Source organism: Cupriavidus pauculus, assembly GCF_003854935.1.
Taxonomy (GTDB): Bacteria; Pseudomonadota; Gammaproteobacteria; order Burkholderiales; family Burkholderiaceae; genus Cupriavidus; species Cupriavidus pauculus_C.
The window spans coordinates 351,104-371,532 of the sequence record NZ_CP033970.1 but is presented as its reverse complement, the minus strand read 5'-3'; the positions used below and the strand labels follow the sequence as shown (position 1 = coordinate 371,532).

21 protein-coding genes are annotated in these 20,429 nt (G+C 68.7%); 10 read left to right on the top strand and 11 right to left on the bottom strand.

The window, feature by feature from the left end; genetic code table 11:
- The first annotated feature begins 213 nt into the window (after nt 1-213).
- Nucleotides 214-1,782 (top strand): glucan biosynthesis protein G, encoded by a 1,569-nt coding sequence (locus tag EHF44_RS19830; protein WP_172966137.1) that lies wholly within the window; start codon nt 214-216, stop codon nt 1,780-1,782.
- Nucleotides 1,783-1,835: 53 nt separating this feature from the next.
- Here EHF44_RS19830 and EHF44_RS19825 read toward each other — a convergent pair whose 3' ends face one another.
- Nucleotides 1,836-2,066 carry a DUF3820 family protein gene (locus tag EHF44_RS19825; RefSeq protein ID WP_124685447.1) on the bottom strand — a complete coding sequence of 77 codons (231 nt, stop codon included), beginning with the start codon at nt 2,064-2,066 and terminating at the stop codon, nt 1,836-1,838.
- A gap of 199 nt (nt 2,067-2,265) precedes the next feature.
- On the opposite strand from EHF44_RS19825, the gene EHF44_RS28425 reads away from it, so the two are divergent.
- Nucleotides 2,266-2,415 carry a hypothetical protein gene (locus tag EHF44_RS28425; protein ID WP_172966136.1) on the top strand — a complete coding sequence of 50 codons (150 nt, stop codon included), beginning with the start codon at nt 2,266-2,268 and terminating at the stop codon, nt 2,413-2,415.
- Here the strand turns inward: EHF44_RS28425 and EHF44_RS19820 are convergent.
- Complete coding sequence (locus EHF44_RS19820; RefSeq protein ID WP_124685446.1) at nt 2,412-3,209, bottom strand: NAD(P)H-dependent oxidoreductase; 798 nt, start codon at nt 3,207-3,209, stop codon at nt 2,412-2,414. The two genes, EHF44_RS28425 and EHF44_RS19820, sit on opposite strands and share 4 nt — an antisense overlap.
- A gap of 126 nt (nt 3,210-3,335) precedes the next feature.
- Here EHF44_RS19820 and EHF44_RS19815 point away from each other — a divergent pair, with 126 nt between their 5' ends.
- A complete protein-coding gene (locus tag EHF44_RS19815; protein WP_124685445.1) occupies nt 3,336-4,232 on the top strand; it encodes a LysR family transcriptional regulator in 897 nt (298 codons plus the stop codon).
- A gap of 19 nt (nt 4,233-4,251) precedes the next feature.
- Here EHF44_RS19815 and EHF44_RS19810 read toward each other — a convergent pair whose 3' ends face one another.
- A complete protein-coding gene (locus EHF44_RS19810; protein ID WP_124685444.1) occupies nt 4,252-4,785 on the bottom strand; it encodes a hypothetical protein in 534 nt (177 codons plus the stop codon).
- Nucleotides 4,786-5,179: 394 nt separating this feature from the next.
- On the opposite strand from EHF44_RS19810, the gene EHF44_RS19805 reads away from it, so the two are divergent.
- The gene (locus EHF44_RS19805) at nt 5,180-6,424 is read left to right on the top strand and encodes an MFS transporter (protein WP_124685443.1); all 1,245 of its coding nucleotides are present in this window, start codon (nt 5,180-5,182) and stop codon (nt 6,422-6,424) included.
- Here the strand turns inward: EHF44_RS19805 and EHF44_RS19800 are convergent.
- Together EHF44_RS19800 and EHF44_RS19795 are read right to left on the bottom strand one after the other, a co-directional pair.
- A complete protein-coding gene (locus EHF44_RS19800) occupies nt 6,408-7,511 on the bottom strand; it encodes a zinc-binding metallopeptidase family protein (RefSeq protein ID WP_124685442.1) in 1,104 nt (367 codons plus the stop codon). The genes EHF44_RS19805 and EHF44_RS19800 overlap by 17 nt on opposite strands.
- 102 nt (nt 7,512-7,613) lie before the next feature.
- The gene (locus EHF44_RS19795) at nt 7,614-8,339 is read right to left on the bottom strand and encodes a DUF2076 domain-containing protein (protein WP_124685441.1); all 726 of its coding nucleotides are present in this window, start codon (nt 8,337-8,339) and stop codon (nt 7,614-7,616) included.
- Between the two features lie 151 nt (nt 8,340-8,490).
- On the opposite strand from EHF44_RS19795, the gene pip reads away from it, so the two are divergent.
- Both pip and EHF44_RS19785 read left to right on the top strand, forming a co-directional pair.
- On the top strand, nt 8,491-9,453 hold the full coding sequence (pip, locus tag EHF44_RS19790) for a prolyl aminopeptidase (RefSeq protein ID WP_124685440.1): 963 nt from the start codon (nt 8,491-8,493) through the stop codon (nt 9,451-9,453).
- A 182-nt stretch (nt 9,454-9,635) separates the two neighbouring features.
- Nucleotides 9,636-9,845: a hypothetical protein gene (locus EHF44_RS19785; protein ID WP_124685439.1), complete on the top strand. Its 210-nt coding sequence runs from the start codon at nt 9,636-9,638 to the stop codon at nt 9,843-9,845.
- 15 nt (nt 9,846-9,860) lie between these two features.
- Here EHF44_RS19785 and EHF44_RS19780 read toward each other — a convergent pair whose 3' ends face one another.
- The gene (locus EHF44_RS19780) at nt 9,861-12,275 is read right to left on the bottom strand and encodes a DUF3772 domain-containing protein (protein WP_124685438.1); all 2,415 of its coding nucleotides are present in this window, start codon (nt 12,273-12,275) and stop codon (nt 9,861-9,863) included.
- A gap of 211 nt (nt 12,276-12,486) precedes the next feature.
- Between EHF44_RS19780 and EHF44_RS19775 the strand changes: the two genes are divergently transcribed.
- Entirely contained in the window at nt 12,487-12,864 is a 378-nt protein-coding gene (locus tag EHF44_RS19775; RefSeq protein WP_124685437.1) for a c-type cytochrome, read from the top strand.
- A gap of 72 nt (nt 12,865-12,936) precedes the next feature.
- Here EHF44_RS19775 and EHF44_RS19770 read toward each other — a convergent pair whose 3' ends face one another.
- From EHF44_RS19770 to EHF44_RS19760, 3 genes are all read right to left on the bottom strand, one after another.
- Complete coding sequence (locus EHF44_RS19770; RefSeq protein ID WP_437340358.1) at nt 12,937-13,458, bottom strand: pilin; 522 nt, start codon at nt 13,456-13,458, stop codon at nt 12,937-12,939.
- Nucleotides 13,459-13,711: 253 nt separating this feature from the next.
- Nucleotides 13,712-14,029 carry a YnfA family protein gene (locus tag EHF44_RS19765; RefSeq protein WP_124685436.1) on the bottom strand — a complete coding sequence of 106 codons (318 nt, stop codon included), beginning with the start codon at nt 14,027-14,029 and terminating at the stop codon, nt 13,712-13,714.
- A gap of 66 nt (nt 14,030-14,095) precedes the next feature.
- Nucleotides 14,096-15,037 (bottom strand): LysR substrate-binding domain-containing protein, encoded by a 942-nt coding sequence (locus EHF44_RS19760; RefSeq protein WP_124685435.1) that lies wholly within the window; start codon nt 15,035-15,037, stop codon nt 14,096-14,098.
- Nucleotides 15,038-15,166: 129 nt separating this feature from the next.
- Here EHF44_RS19760 and EHF44_RS19755 point away from each other — a divergent pair, with 129 nt between their 5' ends.
- The 3 genes from EHF44_RS19755 to EHF44_RS19745 are packed head-to-tail and all read left to right on the top strand — an operon-like array spanning nt 15,167 to nt 18,532.
- Nucleotides 15,167-16,996, top strand: coding sequence for a gamma-glutamyltransferase family protein (locus EHF44_RS19755; RefSeq protein WP_124685434.1), 1,830 nt, complete (start codon nt 15,167-15,169; stop codon nt 16,994-16,996).
- 46 nt (nt 16,997-17,042) lie between these two features.
- Complete coding sequence (locus EHF44_RS19750) at nt 17,043-18,020, top strand: Bug family tripartite tricarboxylate transporter substrate binding protein (RefSeq protein ID WP_124685433.1); 978 nt, start codon at nt 17,043-17,045, stop codon at nt 18,018-18,020.
- Entirely contained in the window at nt 18,017-18,532 is a 516-nt protein-coding gene (locus EHF44_RS19745) for a GAF domain-containing protein (protein ID WP_437340343.1), read from the top strand. The genes EHF44_RS19750 and EHF44_RS19745 overlap by 4 nt, the downstream gene beginning before the upstream one ends.
- Nucleotides 18,533-18,684: 152 nt before the next feature.
- On the opposite strand, the gene EHF44_RS19740 is transcribed toward EHF44_RS19745, so the two are convergent.
- Nucleotides 18,685-19,665, bottom strand: coding sequence for a pyridoxamine 5'-phosphate oxidase family protein (locus EHF44_RS19740; RefSeq protein ID WP_124685431.1), 981 nt, complete (start codon nt 19,663-19,665; stop codon nt 18,685-18,687).
- Between the two features lie 43 nt (nt 19,666-19,708).
- Entirely contained in the window at nt 19,709-20,320 is a 612-nt protein-coding gene (locus tag EHF44_RS19735; protein ID WP_124685430.1) for a glutathione S-transferase family protein, read from the bottom strand.
- Between the last annotated feature and the right edge of the window lie 109 nt (nt 20,321-20,429).

The following is a 20,429-nucleotide window of genomic DNA, read 5'->3' as shown; positions in this document are numbered from 1 at the left end:
CGGCAGGGCCGAATGCCCGACTGTCGCCGCGTGTCTGACAGGCGCGTCAGGCGAAATCGGTTATGTTTCTGAACTGCGCCGCAAGTTTACAGCCTTACCGTGCCGGGAATGGCTTGTTTGTGGCTTTTTCCCCATTCCAACCGCTGTCAACCTGGAGATCGCCTGGTGGTTACTGCCTTCGCCGCGCGTCGCGTCGCATCGTTTCGTAACAGGATGCAAATTGTCTTGCCGGGCCTGGCCCTGGCCTGCTGCCTGGTCGGTATCGCCCCGGCGCACGCCTTTTCCCTCGATGACGTGACGGCGCGCGCCCGCAAGCTGTCCGAGCAGCCGTACGCGGCGCCTGCCAGCAACCTGCCCCCCGTATTCGCCCAGATGCAGTTTGGCGACTACATCAAGATCCAGCCGAAGATGGAGAACGTCGAGTGGAAGGGGCAGGGCACGCCGTTCAAGCTCGGCTTCTACCACCAGGGCATGCATTTCAGCACGCCGGTGCGTATCAACGAGATCGTCGACAGCCGCGTGCAGGAGATCAGGTACGAGCCCAGCCGCTTCGACTTCGGCGACCTGAAGCTCGACAAGGCCGCCACCAACAAGCTCGGCTACGCCGGCTTTCGCGTGCTGTACCCGATCAACCGCGCCGACAAGCTCGACGAGGTCATGAGCGTGCTGGGCGCCAGCTACTTCCGCGTGATTGGCAAGGGCCAGGTGTACGGCCTGTCCGCGCGCGGGCTGGCGATCAACACCGGGCTGTCCGAGCCCGAGGAATTCCCGGCCTTCCGCGAATTCTGGATCGAGCGGCCGAAGCCCCAGGACAAGCACCTGGTGTTCTACGCGCTGCTGGACTCGCAGAGCGCCACGGGCGCCTACCGGTTCGAGCTGCGGCCCGATTCGGACGCGGTGCTCAAGGTGCAGGCGCGCGTGTTCATGCGCGGGCCGGTCAAGAAGCTGGGCATCGCGCCGCTGACCAGCATGTTCCTGTTCGGGCCGCAGCAGATGCGCGACGCCAACAACTTCCGCCCGGCGCTGCACGATTCCAATGGGCTGTCGATCCACACCGGCAGCGGCGAATGGCTCTGGCGCCCGCTGAACAACCCGCGCTACGTGGCGCTGAGCATGTTCCAGGTGGACAACCCGCGCGGCTTCGGCCTGATGCAGCGCGGCCGCGACTTCGCGCAGTATGAGGACCTGAAGGACCGCTACGACCTGCGCCCCAGCGCCTGGATCGAGCCGCAGGGCGACTGGGGCCGTGGCAAGGTGGAACTGGTGGAAATCCCCACGCCGGACGAGACCAACGACAACATCGTGTCGTTCTGGACGCCCGACCAGTTGCCGCCCAAGGGCACGCCGATCAAGGCCGACTACACGATCCACTGGACCATGGACGAGCGTGGCGTGTTCGCCAAGGACCTGGCCTGGGCGCGCCAGACGCTGCGCACGGCCGGCGAGATCACGCAGAAGAACCTGATCCGCCATCTGGACGGCAGCCTGGGCTTCGTGATCGACTTCGAGGGCGGCCCGCTGGCCAGCCTGCCGGCCAATACGCCGGTGCAGGCCCAGTTCAGCGTGGGCGACAACGCCGAGGTCATCGAGAACGTGCTGCAGCCGAACCCGGTGACCAAGGGCTATCGCGTGACGCTGCGCATCAAGGTCAAGGACCCGGGCAAGGTGGTGGAAATGCGCGAGGCGCTGGTGGTCAACGGCAAGCCGGTCAGCGAGACCTGGAGCTACCAGATCCCGCCGGGCACCGCGCACCTGCCCACGCCGACGCAGGCGGCGAAGTAACGCCGCGCCGCCGCGCACGCCGCAAACGCCGCACAGGCAAGCCCCCGGACCGCTCAGCGGCCGGGGGCTTTTTCACGCAGGGGATTCAGCAGGTGCTTCAGGCCGTTGTGGTCAAGTTCGTGCATCAGCGCCAGCAACCGGCCGATTTCGCCGGGCGGAAAGCCCTCGCGTGCAAACCAGTTCAGGTAGTTGCCGGGCAGGTCGGCGATGACCGTGCCCTTGTGCTTGCCGAACGGCATCTCGCGGGTCACGAGCAGGCGCAGCGCGTCGTGGTCTGCCAGCATGGCGGGGGCTCCGGATCCAGGGAGCCGGCATTGTAGCGCCGCCCATCCGCCGGCACGCCGCGGCGGCCGGGACACAGGCCGCCCGCGAGGCGCGCACGCCACAGGCGCCCTGGCCGCGCCGCCTCGGCGGCGGGGCGCGGGAAACTTACCGGCCGCCCTGGCCGTCGAAGCCGGATTCACCACGATCCGGGCCCACCTCATGCGCGTCCTTTGCAGCACCTTTGGCATCCTTCTTCTTGCGGCACTGGCGCAGGGCTGTACCACGGTCTCCGAGACCGGCGAGCGGCAGTCCAGCGTTACCGCCTACGGCACCGTCGATGCCGGTGTCAGCGTGACGCGCGACCGCTAGGCGCCTGGCGCGGCCGATGCCAGGTGCGCCGCGTAGCCGGTCTGCTCCGGCGCGATGTCGGCCCGCAGCGTCAGCGCCGGAATCTCGTAGGCGCCGCCGTTCTGTGGACGGAAGGGTAGCGGCGCGGCCGTGAACAGGTCGTCCAGCCGCTGGCCCAGCGCCTCGGTGGTGGCCGCGAAGCGCGCCGCACCCATCTTGCCGGCGCGAAAGACCACGAACGGCGGCACCACGTCGAAGCCGGGGTAGTACAGGATGCCGTGATGGATCGGGAAGAGGATGTCGGCCATCGGCCCGTTGATGCCGCGCGCGCTGTAGTGCGATGCCCAGCCGCCGGTTGTCACCACCAGCATCGCCCGCTTGCCTGCCAGGTTGCCCTCGCCATACCGGTCGCCCCAGCGCGCGTCCGAATGCTCGCCCACGCCGTAGGCAAAGCCGCACGCATAGACGCGCTCGACCCAGCCCTTGAGGATGGCCGGCATCGAGAACCACCAGAGCGGAAACTGCAGGATCACGGCATCGGCCCAGCGCAGTTTTTCCTGCTCGGCCGCGATGTCGGGGCTCTGCAGCCCGTTGGCGAACGCGAACTGCGAGTCGAGCGAGGGGTGGAACGGCGCGTCGCCGGGCCGCCGGGCCAGCGCGTCGCCGGCATCGAGCGGCGCCTTCCATTGCATCGCGTAGAGGTCGGACACCTGCACGCGGTGGCCGGCGTCCTGCAGCCGCTGCACGGCGAAAGCACGGAGCGACCCGTTCAGCGACGTCGGTTCGGGATGGGCGTAGACGATCAGTACGTTCATGGCTGCCTCCTGCAAGGCGAATCGATGGGGATGGCTGCAGGATAGGGACGGCCACGGTATAGGAGAAATGAATTGTCGGGATAGCAGGTATTATCGAAGCCTATGCCAGGCCCCCTCGATACCGCCATGATCAACCTGCGTCGGCTCGACCTGAACCTGCTGGTCACCCTGGATGTGCTGCTCTCCGAGCACAACGTCACGCGTGCGGCCCAGCGCCTGCACTATTCCCAGCCTTCGGTCAGCGTGCATCTGGCCCGCCTGCGCGAGATCTTTGATGATCCGCTGCTGCTGCCGGGCCCGCGCGGCATGCGGCCCACGGCGCGCGCCGAATCGCTGCGCGAGCCGTTACGCGAGGCGCTGGCCGCGCTGGAGCGCGCGGTGTCGCCCGAGCAGCCGTTCGACCCCGGCGCGGCCACGCACACCTGGCGCATCGCCGCCAGCGACCACAGCGAATTGACCGTGCTGCTGCCCGCGTTGGCCACGCTGCGTCAGGCGGCGCCCGGCACGCGCGTGGCCGTGGTGGAGATGGTGCCGTCCCGGCTGGCGCGGCAGGCGGAGCAGGGCGACATCGACCTGGCCTTCCACACGACCGAAGGCGCGCCGGCCGCGCTGCATCGCCAGTCGCTGTTCACCGAGCGCTACGTGCTGGTGGGCCGCGTGGGCCATCCGCGCCTGAAACGCAAGCCCACGGCCGCGCAGTTCTGCGCGCTGGAGCACGTGATCGTGTCGCCCGATGGCGGCGGCTTCCTTGGTGTCACCGACGAGGCGCTGGCCGCCGTGGGGCTGTCGCGTCGCGTGGTGCTGTCGGTCCCGCATTTCCTGTATGTGGCGTCGGTCGTGGCCAGCACCGACCTCGTGGCCATGCTGCCGGCCCGGCTGGTGCGCGACAACGCCGCGCTGCAGGCGGTGGACGCGCCCGTGGACGTGCCCGGCTACGAGATGTCGATGCTCTGGCACGAGCGCGCGCACCGCGATCCCGCGCACCGCTGGCTGCGCGAGCAGATCGCGGCGGCGGTGGCGTAGCGCGGGCCGCCTTCGTCAACTAGTTGCAGACGATGCCCGGCACCGGCTTGCCAGAGTTGGTGAAGCCGCGGCAACTGTCGCCCGCCATCAGCGGCGCATCGCCCGACTGCAGCGGTGCCATGCGCAGCTTGCCAGCCACGGTGCAGCAGCTTTGCGGCACGCTGACCTGCTGCTGCGCGCCCTGGGCCTGGTGTTGCGGCGACATCTGCGCGGGCGGCGGCGATGCCGGCTGCGGCGCGGGTTGCGGCTGCACCTGCGACGGCGGCGATTGTGGCGATACGGGCGACGGTGCCGGCGATGCCTGCGGCGCAGGCTTGGGCGAGAGCCGGATCGTCGGCAGCGGCTTGGAGGCCGGGGCCGACGAGCCAGACGAGGTGGACGACGACCCCGTGGCCGGGCTGTCCGAGCCGTCGGCATCGGCGGCCATGCATACGCCCTGGTTGCATATGCGGTCGCCCTTGCATTGCATGTCGTGCTGGCAACCCTGCCCGAAGGCGGGGACGGTCCAGGCCAGGCCAATGGCCGATAAAAGCAGTGCATTCCGCAGGGACATATCCCCTCCCACACGACGATACGCGCGGCATCCGGCACCGTGCTTCGTGGGCTCGATGCCCAGGCGCCGCATGTCTTCAGCATAGGGCGGCCATCGCGGCGCCCGCAATGCTCGTTGTGCCCTATCCCACAGTGCCAGGGGCCCCAGTGGATACCTGCGGATACAGTACCCGCGCGCAGGGGCTTTGCGGCGCGCCCGGCAGCGTCCGCCGTTTTGGCCCACAATAGCGCCCTCGCGCGTAGGCGTGCCGCCCCGGCGGCACTGCGTGGTACTACGCAGCCGAACGCAACGCATCGCCGCAACCGGAGCGCGCTGGAGCCCCCGAGGCAGGACGCAAGATCCCGCCCGCCAGTGCGCGGCGCCGCCATGAAAAATATTGCCTGCTTCTCGCCTCATGACCGCTCCTTCCGGAAATTTTGACAACCTTCCCGATCTGCCGGGCTCGTCCACGGCCGACGCGCCGCGCGACCGTGCCGCCGACCGCCGCGCGCTGCTGGCGCTGGGCGTCGGCAGCTTTGGCATCGGCACCGGCGAATTCGTGATCATGGGCCTGCTGCCCGACGCCGCCCGCGACCTCGCCATCACCATCCCCGAAGCCGGCCACCTGATCAGCGCCTACGCGCTGGGCGTGGTGATCGGCGCCCCGCTGCTGGCCGTGCTGGGCGCGCGCTGGCCGCGTCGCAACCTGCTGATCGCGCTGATGGCGTGGTTTGCCATTGGCAACGTTGCCAGCGCGCTGGCGCCGGACTACCTGTCGATGCTGGCGCTGCGCCTGCTGACCGGCTTTCCGCATGGCACCTACTTTGGCGTGGCGGCGCTGGTCGCGGCCAGCCTGGTGGCGCGGGAACGCCGCGCGCAGGCGGTGGGGCTGGTCATGCTCGGGCTGACCGTGGCGACGCTGGTGGGCGTGCCGATCGCGGCCGGCATCGGCGCGTGGCTGGGCTGGCGCGCCGCGTTCATGATCGTCGGTGCCATCGGCGCGCTGACGGTGCTGCTGGTCTGGCGCTGGGTGCCGTTCGTGCCGGCCGATCGCCACGCCAGCCCGCTGCGCGAGCTGTCCGCGCTGGCGCGCAAGCAGGTGTGGCTGACGCTGGGCATCGGCGCGATCGGGTTTGGCGGCATGTTTGCCGTGTTCAGCTACGTCAAGCCGACGATGCTGGAGGTGGCGCACCTGCCGGCCAGCGGCATTCCGGTCGTGCTGGCGCTGTTCGGCGTGGGCATGGTGGCGGGCAACCTGGCTGGCGCCAAGCTGGCCGACCGCGCGCTGATGCCGACAGTCGGCGGCGTGCTGGTCTGGTCGGCGCTGGTGCTCGGTGCGTTCGTCTTCACGGCGCACCACGCGTGGCTGGCGTCGCTGAACGTGATGCTGGTGGGCACGGCCGTGGCACTGGGGCCGCCGCTGCAGATCCGGCTGATGGACGTGGCCGGCGATGCGCAGACGCTGGCTGCCGCGCTGAACCACTCGGCCTTCAACCTGGCCAACGCGCTTGGCGCGTGGCTGGGTGGCGTGACCATCGCCGCCGGCATGGGCTGGACGTCGACGGGCTGGGTTGGCGCGCTGCTGGCGCTGGGCGGCCTGGCGGTGTTTGCGTGGTCGCTGGCCAGCGCGCCGCGCCGCGACGTCACGGTGCCGGCGTAGCGCCGGCCGCCAGCCGGTGGGCCGCATGCTCGCGCGCTGCGGCGTCGATCACGCGGTGCACGAATTCGAGCTTGGCGACCACCGTCGGCGACAGCGTGAACGGGTAGCTGTCCGGCGCGCCAAGGCTGCGGTTCAGGCTGTTGAGCACGTAGGTCAGCGGAAACCAGCGGTTCATCAGGCTGCGGAAGCTGGCGTCCTCCACCGGCGTCTGGTCGGTCAGCGTCGGCTCCTGCGGGCTGTCGGGCTTGAGCACGAGCCCGCAGGACACGGCCGTGTCGAGCGTATCGACCATGTGCAGGTAGTGCGCCCAGGTCTCGGCCCAGTCTTCCCACGGATGCATCGTCGCGTAGGCGCTGATGTACGACGCCTGCCAGTCGGGCGGCGCGCCCTGTTCATAGTGGCGCTTGAGCGCCTGGCCGTAGTCGGCGCGTTCGTCGCCGAACAGCTTGCGGAATGGCTCCAGCCGCCGCGTGTCGGCAATCAGCAGGTTGAAGTAGAAATGCCCCACCTCGTGCCGGAAGTGGCCGAGCAGCGTGCGGTACGCCTCGCCCATCTTGTTGCGCGTCTGCTCGCGGTGCGTGTCGTCGGCCTCGGCGATGTTGATCGTGATGCGGCCGTTGTCGTGGCCGGTCATCGCGCGCGAGTGGGGGCCGGCATCGGCCAGGAAGTCGAACTGCAGGCCGCCCTGCGGATCGTCGCCGCGCGAGATCACCGGCAGGCCCAGCGCCAGCAGCGTATAGAGCAGCCGCCGCTTGGCCGATTCCAGCCGGTACCAGTACAGCCGGTTGCCGGGCACGTCGAGGTTGGGGATCGTGTGCGTGAGCTGGCAGGCGTCGCACAGGGGGCTGGCGTCGCCGGCCGGCACCATCCAGTTGCAGACCGCCTCGGCGCGGTAGTTGTGGCAGCGGCGGAACATCTGGTCCGGGGCGTCCGGATGCAGGCTGCGCCAGCCGCTGTCGTCGTCGCCCTCGAACGCGGCAATCTGCGAGATGGCCGGTAGGAAGCCCAGCACCGCCTGGCAGCGCTCGCAGGCGACGTTTTCGAAGAACACCAGGTTGCCGCAGCGGTTGCAGTGGAAGGTCTTCATGGCGCCGGCCGGGGGCTGGGCAGATTGGGCACGATGGGCTGATCGTGCCCCGGCGCGGGCGCCCGTGCAACCGGGCGCCGTCCTACAACCGCGGGGTGGGGGTCAGAAGAACGACGAGTCGTCGTCCTGGCCGGCATCGACGTAGTCGTCCAGCCCGTTGTCGAGGTTGCCGTTGTCGGCCAGCAGCGCGTTGTCCCGCTGGCCGCCCGAACCCGCGTCATCGCCGTAGAAGTTGTTGACGACGGTCTCCGAGCCAGAACCCGACCCCGAACCCGAACCCGACCCCGTCTGGTTGCCGAAGAAGCCGCCGCCGCCGTTGCCGTGGTGGAACAGGTTCTCGATGCCCTGGAACAGCATCGCGCCGCCGGCCACGCCGGCCGCCGTGGTGGCGATGGTGCCCAGCGTGCTGCCGAATCCGCCACCCAGGAAGCCGGGGCGGGCCGCCTGCGCCGGCTGCTGCGCCATCGGCGCCTGGCCGGGCGCGGCCTGGTAGCCGGCCGGCGGGTACTGCGGCGCCGGCTGGTAGGCCGGGGGCTGCGGCGCGCGGCCGGCGCTGTGGCCCCAGGCGTTGTCGTTGTCGACAAAGCTCCGGCCTGCGCCGCCCTGGGCGGCCTGCAACTGGTTCTGCAGCGTCACGATCTGCGCCTGGGCGTTCTGCAGCGCGCGGTCCAGCAGCATCGACCGCTGCACCAACAGATAGGCGGCGTCGGGCTGGCGGGCCGCGGCGTCGGCGATCATCGCGGCGGCCTGCGGGTCCTTGCTGTCCACGCGCGCCTGGGTCAGTTGGGTCAGGAAGGCTTCCAGAGCCTGCACGTCTTGGGGAGTCATGGCATCACCTCTTGCGGTTCGGTTGCGTCGTTGCGGTACGGCTCCAATCTAGGGCCGAAGACTTAAACGAGACTTAAGGCGAAACTTAGCGGCAATCGGCCCGCGCCGGGGCTACACTTTTGTTTCGAATGATCTCGCCACGCAACATTTCATGTCCGCCCTGCGCACCCTCTATCCCGACATCGAACCCTACGAGACCGGCACGCTCGACGTGGGCGACGGCCATGTGCTGTACTTCGAGCGCGTAGGCACGCGCGGCGCCAAGCCGGCCGTGTTCCTGCACGGCGGCCCGGGCGGCGGCATCTCGCCCGACCACCGGCGCCTGTTTGACCCCGCCCGCTACGACGTGCTGCTGTTCGACCAGCGGGGCTGCGGCAAGTCCACGCCGCACGCGTCGCTGGAGGCCAACACCACCTGGCACCTCGTCGACGACATCGAGCGGCTGCGACAGTTGATTGGCGTGGAACAGTGGCTGGTATTCGGCGGCTCGTGGGGCTCCACGCTGGCGCTGGCCTATGCCCAGACCCACCCGCGCCGCGTGAGCGAACTGTTGCTGCGCGGCGTGTACACGGTGTCGCAGGCGGAGCTGGACTGGTACTACCAGTTCGGCGTCTCGGAAATGTTCCCCGACAAGTGGGCGCGCTTCCAGGCCCCGGTACCCGAGGCCGAGCGCGGCGACATGATGGCCGCCTACCGCCGGCTGCTGACCGGCGACGACCGCGAGAAACAGCTGGCAGCGGCCCGCGCCTGGAGCGTCTGGGAAGGCGAGACCATCACGCTGCTGCCGAACCCCGACAACAGCGCCAAGCACGACGAGGGCCATTTCGCGCTGGCCTTCGCCCGCATCGAGAACCACTACTTCACGCACCGTGGCTGGCTGGAAGATGGCCAGCTGATCCGCGACGCCCACAAGCTGGCCGGCATCCCCGGCGTGATCGTGCACGGCCGCTACGACATGCCGTGCCCGGTGCGCTACGCCTACGCGCTGCACCAGGCCTGGCCCGACGCCGACTTTCATCTGATCGAGGGCGCCGGCCACGCCTGGACCGAGCCCGGCATCATGGACCAGCTGCTGGCCGCCACGGACCGCTTCGCCACACAGCCGAACGGCTGATGCCGGGCGGGCGGGGCGGCCGGTCGAGGAAATCGTCTATCGGCCGGAAAGCCCGTGGCGACCGCACGATCGTGCGCCTATACTGACTTTCTGTTGCGCTGCAGCAATGTCTGCTTTTGCATCTTTTGCGAAAAGGGCGGCCGTCGCTGTTGCGGTGTCCGAAGTCAGAGTTGGAGAGCACCATGGTTCCTTGCGAACTCTGCAAGAACCTGCTGGGTCGTCCCGGTCATGTTCCGCCGCATCCGCGCCTGGCCAGGTCAGGCGAGACGCAAGTTCACGCCGGCCGGCAGGTCTTTGTCTACACCTGCCAGCACTGCCACCAGAAGGTCGTCCTGTCCACGCACGACGACGGCGCCGACTACTGGACCGGCCACGCGCCCGGCACGCACTAGCGCCGGGCCGCGCGCTCAGGTGCCCAGCGCGGCCGCCATGTTCTCCACCCGCAGCGTCTGCGGCTCGGACAGCGAGATATTGGCCGCCCGCAGCCGCTTGAGGATATCGAACAGCAGGTCGCTCTTGGTGCCGGCCGCGATGCGCGGGCTGGATACGTAGCCCGTCACGCTCAGCGTGATGCCATTCGGCGCCAACTGGCTGAACGTGACCGACGGCGCCGGGATGTCGAGGATGGTGTCGTTCTCGCGGTAGACGTCGAGCAGCAGGTCGCGCACCGCCTCGGGGTCGGTGTTGAGCGGGAAGGTGAGCTGCAGCGTCGCCACCCCCTGCGTGCTGTTGCTCATCGTCACGTTGCGCACGTTCTGCGAGATGAGCTGCGAATTCGGCACGATCACCGTGGAGCGGTCGCCAAGCTGGATTTCCGTCGCCCGCACGTTGATGCGGCGGATGTCGCCCTCCACGCCGGCCAGGCTGACCATGTCGCCCACCTTGACCGGGCGCTCGGTCAGCAGGATCAGGCCGGACACGAAGTTCTTGACGATTTCCTGCAGGCCAAAGCCGATACCGACCGACAGCGCGCTGACGATCCACGCCAGGTTTTCCCACGTCACGCCCAGCAGCGACAGCGTCAGCAGCACCAGCAGCACGTAGCCGACGTTGCTGAACAGCGTGATCAGCGACGCGCGCAGGCCGGGCTCCGAGCACAGCTTGGGCAGCAGTTCCGCGTCCAGCCAGCGGCGCACGGTGCGCAGCAGCCAGATGCCGACGATCAGCGCGATCACGGCGTTCAGTATGCGGTCCGGCATGATGTTCATGCTGCGCAGCTTCTCGCCGCCCAGCACGGTCAGCAGGCTGTTCAGCAGGTCTGCCGGCGTGGTGCCGAAGCCGCCGGTCAGCAGCGCCAGCACGGCCAGTAGCAACAGCACGCTGGCGCCCAGGCCGGACAGCACGGTCGACACCTGTTCCAGATGGCTGTCGCCCACCCCGAACAACTGCTTGATGATGCGCCCGCTGCGGTGGTTGGCCGAGAACAGCGCCTCGCAGACGTCGCGCGTGAGCTGGGTCAGCAGGTACAGGCTGCACAGCACGATGTCGAACCAGACCAGCTCGTAAGTCAGGAATCGCGCAAAGCTGATGTAGCCGATCAGCAGCGCCACGAACGACACCGCCACGATCACCGTGACGGCGGCGTGGATCAGCCCGGCCAGCGTGGCGCGTTCCTCGGGCCGCTCGCCGGCCGCCACCAGTTCGCTGCGGACCTTGTTGGCGCGCAGCAGCGCCGCGCCAATCGTCAGCACCACCACCAGCGACACCAGCCCCCGGCCCAGCAGCGTGACCTGCACCGTGGTGTCGGCCATGCGATTGAGCTGCTCCAGCGTGCCCGCCAGCAGCAGCAGGCCGGCCAGCACGGTCGGGAACGGCTTCATCGCCAGCGCCACGGGATCGGCCAGCGCGGGCAGCCGCCAGCTCGGATGCCGGGTGCACAGCAACGCACGTCCCAGGCCGGCGATCAGCGCGCTGGTCATCGTCAACTTGACGATCTCGTTCATCAGGTCCTGCAGCGCCGGCGCGATCTCCTCGCCGCCCGTGAACGCCGCATAGACGATGCGCACCGCGAAGGCGGTGGTGACGACCGTGGTCAGCGCCGTGGCCAGCGCCAACGCGCTGCGGCGCAGGCGGGTCTCGGGCAACTGCGTCAGGCAGAACCACGCCAGCCCGCGTTCCAGCAGCCGCCGGCCCAGTGACCAGACGGCCAGTGCCACGGCCAGCAGGATCAGCGTCTTGCCGCGGTTGGACGGGTGCCAGGCGTCGCGGATCATCGGCCCGATGTCGTCGGTGAAGTTGCCCAGCCGTTCCTTGTCTTCGTCGGACACCTTGAACAGCGGCGTCCAGAAGGCCGGATTCAGGATGCTGTCCGAACGCAGCGCCAGCTGGTCCTTGAGCCGGCTGCGCTGGAGCTTGGCCAACTGGTCCTGCAGGTGGGCGATGTTGTCCTTGCTGTCGGCCGCCTGCTTCATTTCGTCATCGAGCTGCGCCACGCGGGCCTTCAGCTCGGCGCGCTGCCTGACCACGGCCGGCGCTTCCTTGGTGGTGCCGACCTCGGGCGGCGGGCCCAGCAGGTCCACCTGGGCCTGCACCTGGGCGCGCTGCGGCGTCAGCGACGCGGTCAGCTTGTCGACATCCTCGTCGAGCGTCTTCAGGGCGTCGTTGAGGTCGCCAAGCTTGGTATTGCCCGACGCGCTGGATGCCTGCTGCTTCACCCGATCCTGCTCGGATTGCAGGCGCTTCAGTTCGGCAACGGCTTCGGCGTGGGTCAGGACGGGAACTTGCTGCGCTTCGGCCTCGGAGGCCGGATCAGCGGCGAATGCCGGCACCTGGAGCAGTGCGGCAATGACAAGGCTCATGACGAGCCAGATGATTCTGCGCATGAGGGGGGGCGCGGTGGTTGACCGGCCCGGCAGTATAAAAGCCGCCCTTTCAGCGCCCGGTGTACAGTACGCCTTCCACTGCACAGCCTCACATGCTGTTACATAAAACGGCGCCCACAGCGCTTTTCCTCGGAGGTTTGCTTTCATCGCCCGCATCGCCGGAGAGCGGCCGGGGGAGAGGGCAAGGCCTTTTCATCGCCCGCCACGCATCATGAAGTTCGCCGTCCCCCTGGCCGTTCTGCTCGCCCTTCCAACCACCCCCACCCAGGCCGCCGATATCGAGAAAGGCCGCCAGATCTTCACCACCCGCTGCGCGTCGTGCCACCAAGTTGGCCCCTCCGCCCGCGCCGCCTTTGGCCCGCACCTGAACGGCATTTACGGCCGCAAGGCTGGCAGCACCGCCGACTACCGGTATTCCGAGGCGATGAAAACGTCAAACGTGGTCTGGAACGACGAAACGCTGCGAGCCTTCGTCAAGTCGCCGGACAAGGTCGTGCCGGGGACGAAGATGCGTTTCTGGGGGATGGGGAATGCGGGACAGGTGGAGGATTTGCTGGGGTATTTGAGGGGGCAGGTCGGAGACCGGTGAAGAGGCTTCAGAAAAGAAAAAACCCCTGGGGAAAGGCCAGGGGTTTTTTGCAGGCTAAGGCTATCGTGCGACTTACGCGCCGCCCGTGCCCGTGCCCGTGCCGCCGCCGGTGCCAGCCGTGGTGCCAACCGGGCAGCTCGTAGGAGCGTAGGAATCCTTCCAACCATTAGCCGCCGTGCCGGCAGTCACGGCGCAGGTCCAGCTACCCGCTGCATTGCGCGACCAGGTGACCTTGGCGCCTGCAATCGATGCAGAGGCGGAAGCGCCGAGCGTTGCGGCGATGCTGGAACCGGATGCCGCGAGGGTGACGGTCGGCAGGCCGTTATTGTCGCTGATGAGGGTCGACTTGGTCAGGCCGGGATTGCACTCGGTAGGTTGGGGTTCACCCGTGACGACCGTAGTACGGCCTTCGTTCAGGCAGGCTTCCGCCGCCGTACGCAGTGCCGACGTTTCACCGATCACACGCGTCACCTGCGACTTCGCCACATACGACTGATATTGCGGAATCGCAATAGCAGCCAGGATACCGATGATCGCGACCACGATCATCAGTTCGATCAGCGTAAAACCCTTCTGGACCCGTTGGATTCCCATCCGTGCTTTTTTCATGGAATTGACCCCTTTGATTAATTTGGAAACAGCAGTTGCTGTCGGGTGCATAGAGAGCAACAGGTGTGCCAGCCCTGAAACCGGCCAGAATTCGTAGAAATGTGAGAATTCTTGTCACCTGTAACCAGATGTATCTGTCAAAAGTTGTCACCCCACTCTGGGAGGGAGCGTCTCAAGAAACACCTGGTGACGGTTTTTGTCAGCGAGAGGTGGCGATTAAACCGCCTCCGGCGTCCATTTAACGCGGCTGAAAGACGATCACGGCCATGCCGGCGACCGCGATTGTGACACCTGTCACATCCCAGACCGTGGGCCGCAGGCCGTCGACGAGCCAGAGCCAGCCGATGGCCACTGCTATATAGATACCGCCGTAGGCGGCGTAGACCCGGCCGGAGGCGTCCGGGTGCAGCGTCAGCAGCCAGGCAAAGACGGCCAGCGAGATGGCGCCGGGAATCAGCAGCCAGGGGCTGCCGTGCTGCCGCAGCCAGAGGTAGGGCAGGTAGCAGCCGAGGATTTCGGCCAGCGCGGTCAGCAGGTAGAGGGCGATGGTTTTCATAGGGTTGTGGCTTCTATCAAGCGGCGTCTGGCGTTGGGTGCGCAAACCGGAAGCAGGCAGGCGCCATCAACTGACCGCCCGCTGCAGCGCCGCCACCAGCGGCAGCACCAGTTCATTGGCTTCCGATTCCCGGCGCCACATCACGCCCACGGGCGGCAGGTCCCAGCTCAGCGAGAACGGTAGTGCGGCGGCGTCGCCCAGTTCGATCAGTTCGGCGGCCACGGCGCGCGGGACGATGGTGATGGCGTCGGGCTGGCTGCGCAGCAGCGTGGCCATCGGCTTGACCGAGTAGGTCTCCACAATCGGCAGCGGCGGTGCCACGCCGGCCACCGCGAACATCGTATTGATCGTGCGGCGCACCGGGGTGTGCGGCGGCGGCAGTATCCAGTCGAGTTCGGCCAGCCGCTTCCAGTCCAGCCCGCCGCGGGCCAGCCGCGCCTTGGCCCGCGACGGTACCACGAGCACCGGCTCTTCGCGGTAGAGCGGTTGCTGGGCGATGTCCTCGCCGGCCAGGTAGAACGACCGGGCGATGGCGCAGTCGAGTTCGTGCTGCCGCAGCGCGCCCACCAGTTCGTCGGTGGTCCCCTCGCGCACCAGCACGGTCAGGCGCGGCGACTGGTCCAGCGCATAGGCCAGCGCCGCGTCCAGCACCGCCCGCGCCGTGTACGGAATCACGCCCAGCCGCAGCCGGCCGCGCTTGCCGGCCTCGATCACGGCCAGCTGGCGGCCCAGCGCCTCGGCGTCGGCCATCGTCATCCGGGCGTGGGTCAGCACGGCCGCGCCCGTGGCGGTGGGCTCCAGCCCGTTGCGCGTGCGGGTAAACAGCGGCGTCATGAAGATGTCCTCGATCTCGCGCAGTGCCTTGGTCACCGCCGGCTGGGACAGGTTCAGCTCGGCCGCCACGCGCGACACCGAGCGCTGCCGCTCCAGCGCCAGCAGCAGCGGCAAATGACGCAGGCGCAGGCGCGACACGATCTGGTGCAGCAGCTTGTCGGTGGCAATCGGCATGGGAAAGGCAGGTCCGGGGCAGGTATAACCGGATGGTAATACAACGATAAGAAATTCGATGTTGGCAGTTATCCCGGCTGCCTATACTCGAATCACGTTGCAAATGCCTGCAAAAGGAGTCATTCCCTCATGTTCACGACACGCCCCGAGATCGTCGGCACCTTCGGCGTCGCCGCTTCCACCCACTGGCTGGCCACGCAGACGGCGATGGGCGTGCTGGAACGCGGCGGCAATGCCTTCGACGCGGCGGTGGCGGCGGGCTTCGTGCTGCAGGTGGTGGAGCCGCACCTGAACGGCCCCGGCGGCGAGGTGCCGATCCTGTTCTGGAGCGAAAAGGACCGCGCCGTGCGCGCGGTCTGCGGCCAGGGCCCGGCCCCGGCGCTGGCGGACCCCGAGGCACTGCGCCGCCAGGGCATGGAACTGATGCCCGGCATCGGCCTGATGCCCGCCACGGTGCCCGGCGCGTTCGGCGCATGGCTGACGATGCTGCGCGACCACGGCACGTGGTCGGTGGCCGACGTGCTGGCGCCCGCCATCGGCTACGCGCGCAACGGCTTTCCGCTGGTGCCGCGTATCTCGCAGGCCATCCTGGCCGTCGAGTCGCTGTTCCGCGACGAATGGCACAGCTCGGCCGATACCTGGCTGCCCGACGGCAAGGTGCCGCGCCCCGGCGCGCTGCACACGCTGCCGGTGCTGGCCGATACCTACACGCGCGTGGTGGAGACCGCCATGGCCGCCAGCGACAGCCGCACCGGCCAGATCGACGCCGCGATGCAGTGCTGGTACCGCGGCTTCGTGGCCGAAGCCATCGACGCCTACTGCCGCGACACCCCCGTGCGCGACACCACGGGCGAAAAGCACACCGGCCTGCTGCGCTACGACGACCTGGCGGGCTGGACGCCCACGGTCGAGGCGCCGGTCTCGCTGGACTTCGGCCGCTACGCGGTGGCCAAGTGCGACATCTGGAGCCAGGGGCCGATGTTCCTGCAGCAGCTTGGCATGCTGCGCCACGCTGGGCTGGACGCCCACGCGCCCACGTCGCCCGAATTCGTGCACAAGATTGCCGAGGCCGCCAAGCTGGCGATGGCCGACCGCACCGCGTGGTACGGCGATCCGCTGTTCACCGACAGCCGCCTGCGCGCGCTGCTGGACCCGCAGTACCTGGCCGCGCGCGCCGCGCTGATCGGCGACCAAGCGTCGACGGCGATGCTGCCCGGCGCGCTGGGCGGCCTGGCGCCGCGCATGCCGGACCTTGGCGTGGCCGAGCGCACGCTGGCCGTGGCCGACACGCGCTTCGGCATCGGCGAGCCCACGTTTGCCGCGCTGCCGCCGGTCAGCGAATGGGCCGAGCGCGAGGTCTTTGTCGGCGATACCTGCCATATCGACGTGATCGACCGCCACGGCAACATGGTGGCGGCCACGCCGTCGGGCGGCTGGCTGTCGTCGAGCCCGACCATCCCGTCGCTGGGTTTCGCGCTGAACACGCGGCTGCAGATGACGTGGCTGGAACCGGGGCTACCCAACACGCTGGCACCGGGCAAGCGCCCGTGCACCACGTTGTCGCCGTCGCTGTGCCTGCGCGACGGCGAGCCGTACATGGTCTTCGGCACGCCCGGCGGCGACCAGCAGGACCAGTGGTCGCTGGCGTTCTTCATGCGCCACGCGGTGCACGGCATGAACCTGCAGGAGGCGATCGACGCGCCCGCGTGGCATATCGACCATTTCCCGCAGTCGTTCTGGCCGCGCCAGACGACGCTGAACCGCATTACCGTCGAATCGCGCTTCCCGGCTGCCACCGTGGACGCGCTACGCGCGCGCGGGCACGAAGTTCGCGTGGGTGAAGACTGGTCGGAAGGCCGCATGTCGGCCTGCACGCGCGAGCGCGACGCGCGCGGCCGGCTGGTGCTGCGCGCCGGCGCCAACGCGCGCGGCATGCAGGGTTACGCAGTGGGCCGCTAAAGCCCGATTACATCGAGAAGTCCGAAGACAGAAGGGGAGTTGCATCATGAGGTCCGTATTCAAGAGCCTGCTGTGCGGTGCCGCCGCACTGGCGATGTCGTTCGCCGGCCACGCCGGTGCCGCCGACGCCTATCCGGCCAAGCCCGTCACGCTGATCGTGCCCTGGGCCGCCGGCGGGTCCACCGACATCCTGGCGCGCGTGCTGTCCGAGCACCTGACGAAGTCGCTGGGCCAGCCGGTGATCGTCGACAACAAGCCCGGTGCGTCGGGCAACATCGGCTCGGCCATGGTCGCGCGCGCGCAGCCGGACGGCTACACGCTGCTGATCGGCTCGATGAGCACGCACGCGATGAACCCGGCGCTGATGGCCAACATGCCGTTCAAGGGCGTGGACGACTTCACGCCGCTGGGCCTGCTGGCCTACGTGACCAACACGATGGTCGTGAACCCGTCGGTGCCGGCCAGCAACGTCAAGGAACTGATCGCTTACGCCAAGGCCAACCCCGGCAAGCTGGCCTACGCCAGCGCCGGCCCGGGCTCCACCAACCACCTGAGCGCCGTGCTGTTCGAGAAGATGGCCGGCGTGCAGATGCTGCACGTGCCGTACAAGGGCGGCGCCCCGGCCGTGGTGGACACCGTGGCGGGGCAGACCCAGTTGCTGTTCTCGGCCGGCACGCAGACGCTGCCGCACGTGAAGGGCGGCAAGCTGAAGCTGCTGGCCGTGACGGAGGCCAAGCGCTCGCCGCTGCTGCCCAACGTGCCGACCGTCGGCGAGACCATTCCCGGCTACGAGCTGTCGGTCTGGTACGGCGCCTTCGGCCCGAAGAACATGCCCGCCGACCTGGTGGCGCGCCTGAACCGCGAGATCAACCGCGTGATGACGCTGCCCGAGGTCAAGGCCAAGATGGATGCCATCGGCGTGGAAACGGCCACGTCGACGCCGCAGGAATTCGGCAAGATCCTGCGCCGCGACGCGGACCGCTACGGCAAGCTGATCAAGGACCTGGGCATCCACGGGGAATGAGGATGGAAAGCGTGGATACGCTGGGCCACTGGCAGGCGCACCTGCACCCGCTGTTCGACCGCCTGCGCGCGGCCGCCACGCCGCAGGCCGTCATGGACGCGGTGGGCCAGGCCACGCTCGACATCGTCGGGCCCGGCCTGCTGACCATCAACGCCTGGGACGTGCCGACCCGCGAAATCCGCCGGCTCTGGTCGTCGGACCCGGCCGCGTACCCGGTGGGCGGCAAGAAGGTCAAGGGCGACACCGCCTGGACCCGCCAGCTGCTGGAACGCGGCGAAGTCTTCGTCGGCGAAGGCGACACGGCCCTGGCCGCCGTGTTCGACGATATCGCCACCATCCGCAACCTGGGCCTGAACGGCGTGGTCAACGTGCCGCTGTGCCACGGCGGCACGGTGATCGGCACGTTCAACTACCTGGCTGCGGTGGAGACGTGGACCGCCGAGGACCTCACCGCGCTGCGGATGCTGGCGCAGTGGGTGGCCGGGGCGGTGCGGGAAGCGACAGGCGGGTGAGACCCGCTCCCACGATTCCAGACGCTGCGCCCTGAATAGCGCTGTGTTTTCTCCCCTCTCCCGCCCGCGGGAGAGGGGCCGGGGGAGAGGGCACCGAGGTGCAATTTGCGACCTGTCCCCGCCAGTACCCCCCCAGCCAATCCGCCCACCCCTCAACCCCAGCTCCCCGTCGCCAGCGCCTGCGGTGACGCGCCGTCCGGGTCGATGTCCCAGCGCAGCGGCAGCGCCGAATCGCGGCGGATGACCTGTTCCGGCACAAAGCGCCACAGCCGCTGGGCGCCCTCGAAGCGGGCGATGTCCGGCGAATCGGTCAGTACCTCGGCACGGCCGGTCATCTGCAGCAGGTCGCCCGTTGCGTAGCTGACGAATACCAGCCCCGCCACCGGGTTGGCCACGATATTCCCCAGCGTGTTGAAGAACGTATTGCCGGCGAAGTCCGGGATGGTCAGGCCGCCGTCGTCGTCCACGCGGACAAAGCCGGGCTTGCCGCCACGGTGCGACACATCCACCTGGCGCTGGCCATCCGGCAGGTCGACATAGGTCGCCACGAAGAACGAGTCGGCGTGGCGGATCAGCGTGCGCGCGCGGGGGTCCAGCGCGTTCAGCACCTCGGGTGCCACCGGGGCCGGCGTGTCGGCGTCGCGGATAAAGATCGGCGCCCGTTTCTGGATGTACTGCGGGCAGTTGCCAAAGCTCTGGCCCACCGCCACATGAAAATGCCGCGCGTCGGCGCGATGCACGGCGCCGTTCATCCGGTTGCGCCGCCGCGTGGCCGGCTGGATGCCGAGCAGGCCGATGGCGTTGCCGTCCTCCATGCCTGCGTCGGCCGGGTCGTCGGCGTCGCGCACCAGTGTCACGTCCAGCCGGCGCGGATCGGGCGAATGCAGGAAGCCCGGCTGGCCGGCGCGCACCGTGGCCCACGGGCGGCCATCGGGCGCCACCGTGCCGATCACGATCGACGGCAGCATCGCAAAGAAGTCGCGGTGCTGGTCCGGCATGTAGTCGCGCACCACGCGCGGCCCCACCTCGGCCAGCCGCGTCTCCACGCCGATGCTGGCCTGGAGCTGGCGTTCGCCGGTATGCCAGGGCGTACCGGGCTGGATGGCGGCGTGGGCGGCGGGATGCGGGGTCATGGCGGGCTCCTTCGGCAACGGGGCGAATCGGAACGGTTAAGGCTCAGGCGGCAAGGCCGACGGCGGTCTGCTGGAACGGCACGAAGCCCGGCAGCGCCTCCACGCGGGCCAGCCATTGGCGCACGTTGGGATATTCGGCAAGGTCGACGAAGCCTTCCGGCGCGCGGGCGGTGTAGCTGTAGAGCGCCACGTCGGCAATGGTCGGATGGTCGGCGGCGATCCACCCTGTGGCGGCCAGCGCGTCGTCCATGCGCCTGAGCAGGACGTGGGCACGCGAGATGGCGTCCTCGCTGTCCAGCGGGGCCTTGAACACGGTCACCAGCCGCGCCCGGGCCGGCCCGAACGCCAGGTCGCCGGCGGCCACCGACAGCCAGCGCTGCACGGCGGCGGCCTGGGCCGGCGCTTCCGGCAGCCAGTCGGTGCGGCCGAGCTTGTTGCTCAGGTAGACCAGGATCGCGTTGGAATCGTTGACGACCGTGTCGCCATCCACCAGCACCGGCACCTGGCCGAACGGGTTCATGGCCAGGAATTCGGGCGTCTTGTGGGCGCGGGCCAGCAGGTCGACGTCGACCCATTCGGCCGGCTGGCCGAGCAGTGAGAGGTACAGCCAGGCGCGGTGGGCGTGGCCGGAGAGCGGGTGTCCGTAGAGTTTCATGATCGGGGGTCCTGGGTCGATTGTTGCGGCACGGAGAAGCCGTGCCGGGTACGGATCGACTATAGACAGCCCGATCAGGCGGAAAAACGGGCGGCCGCCGAAGGGACTC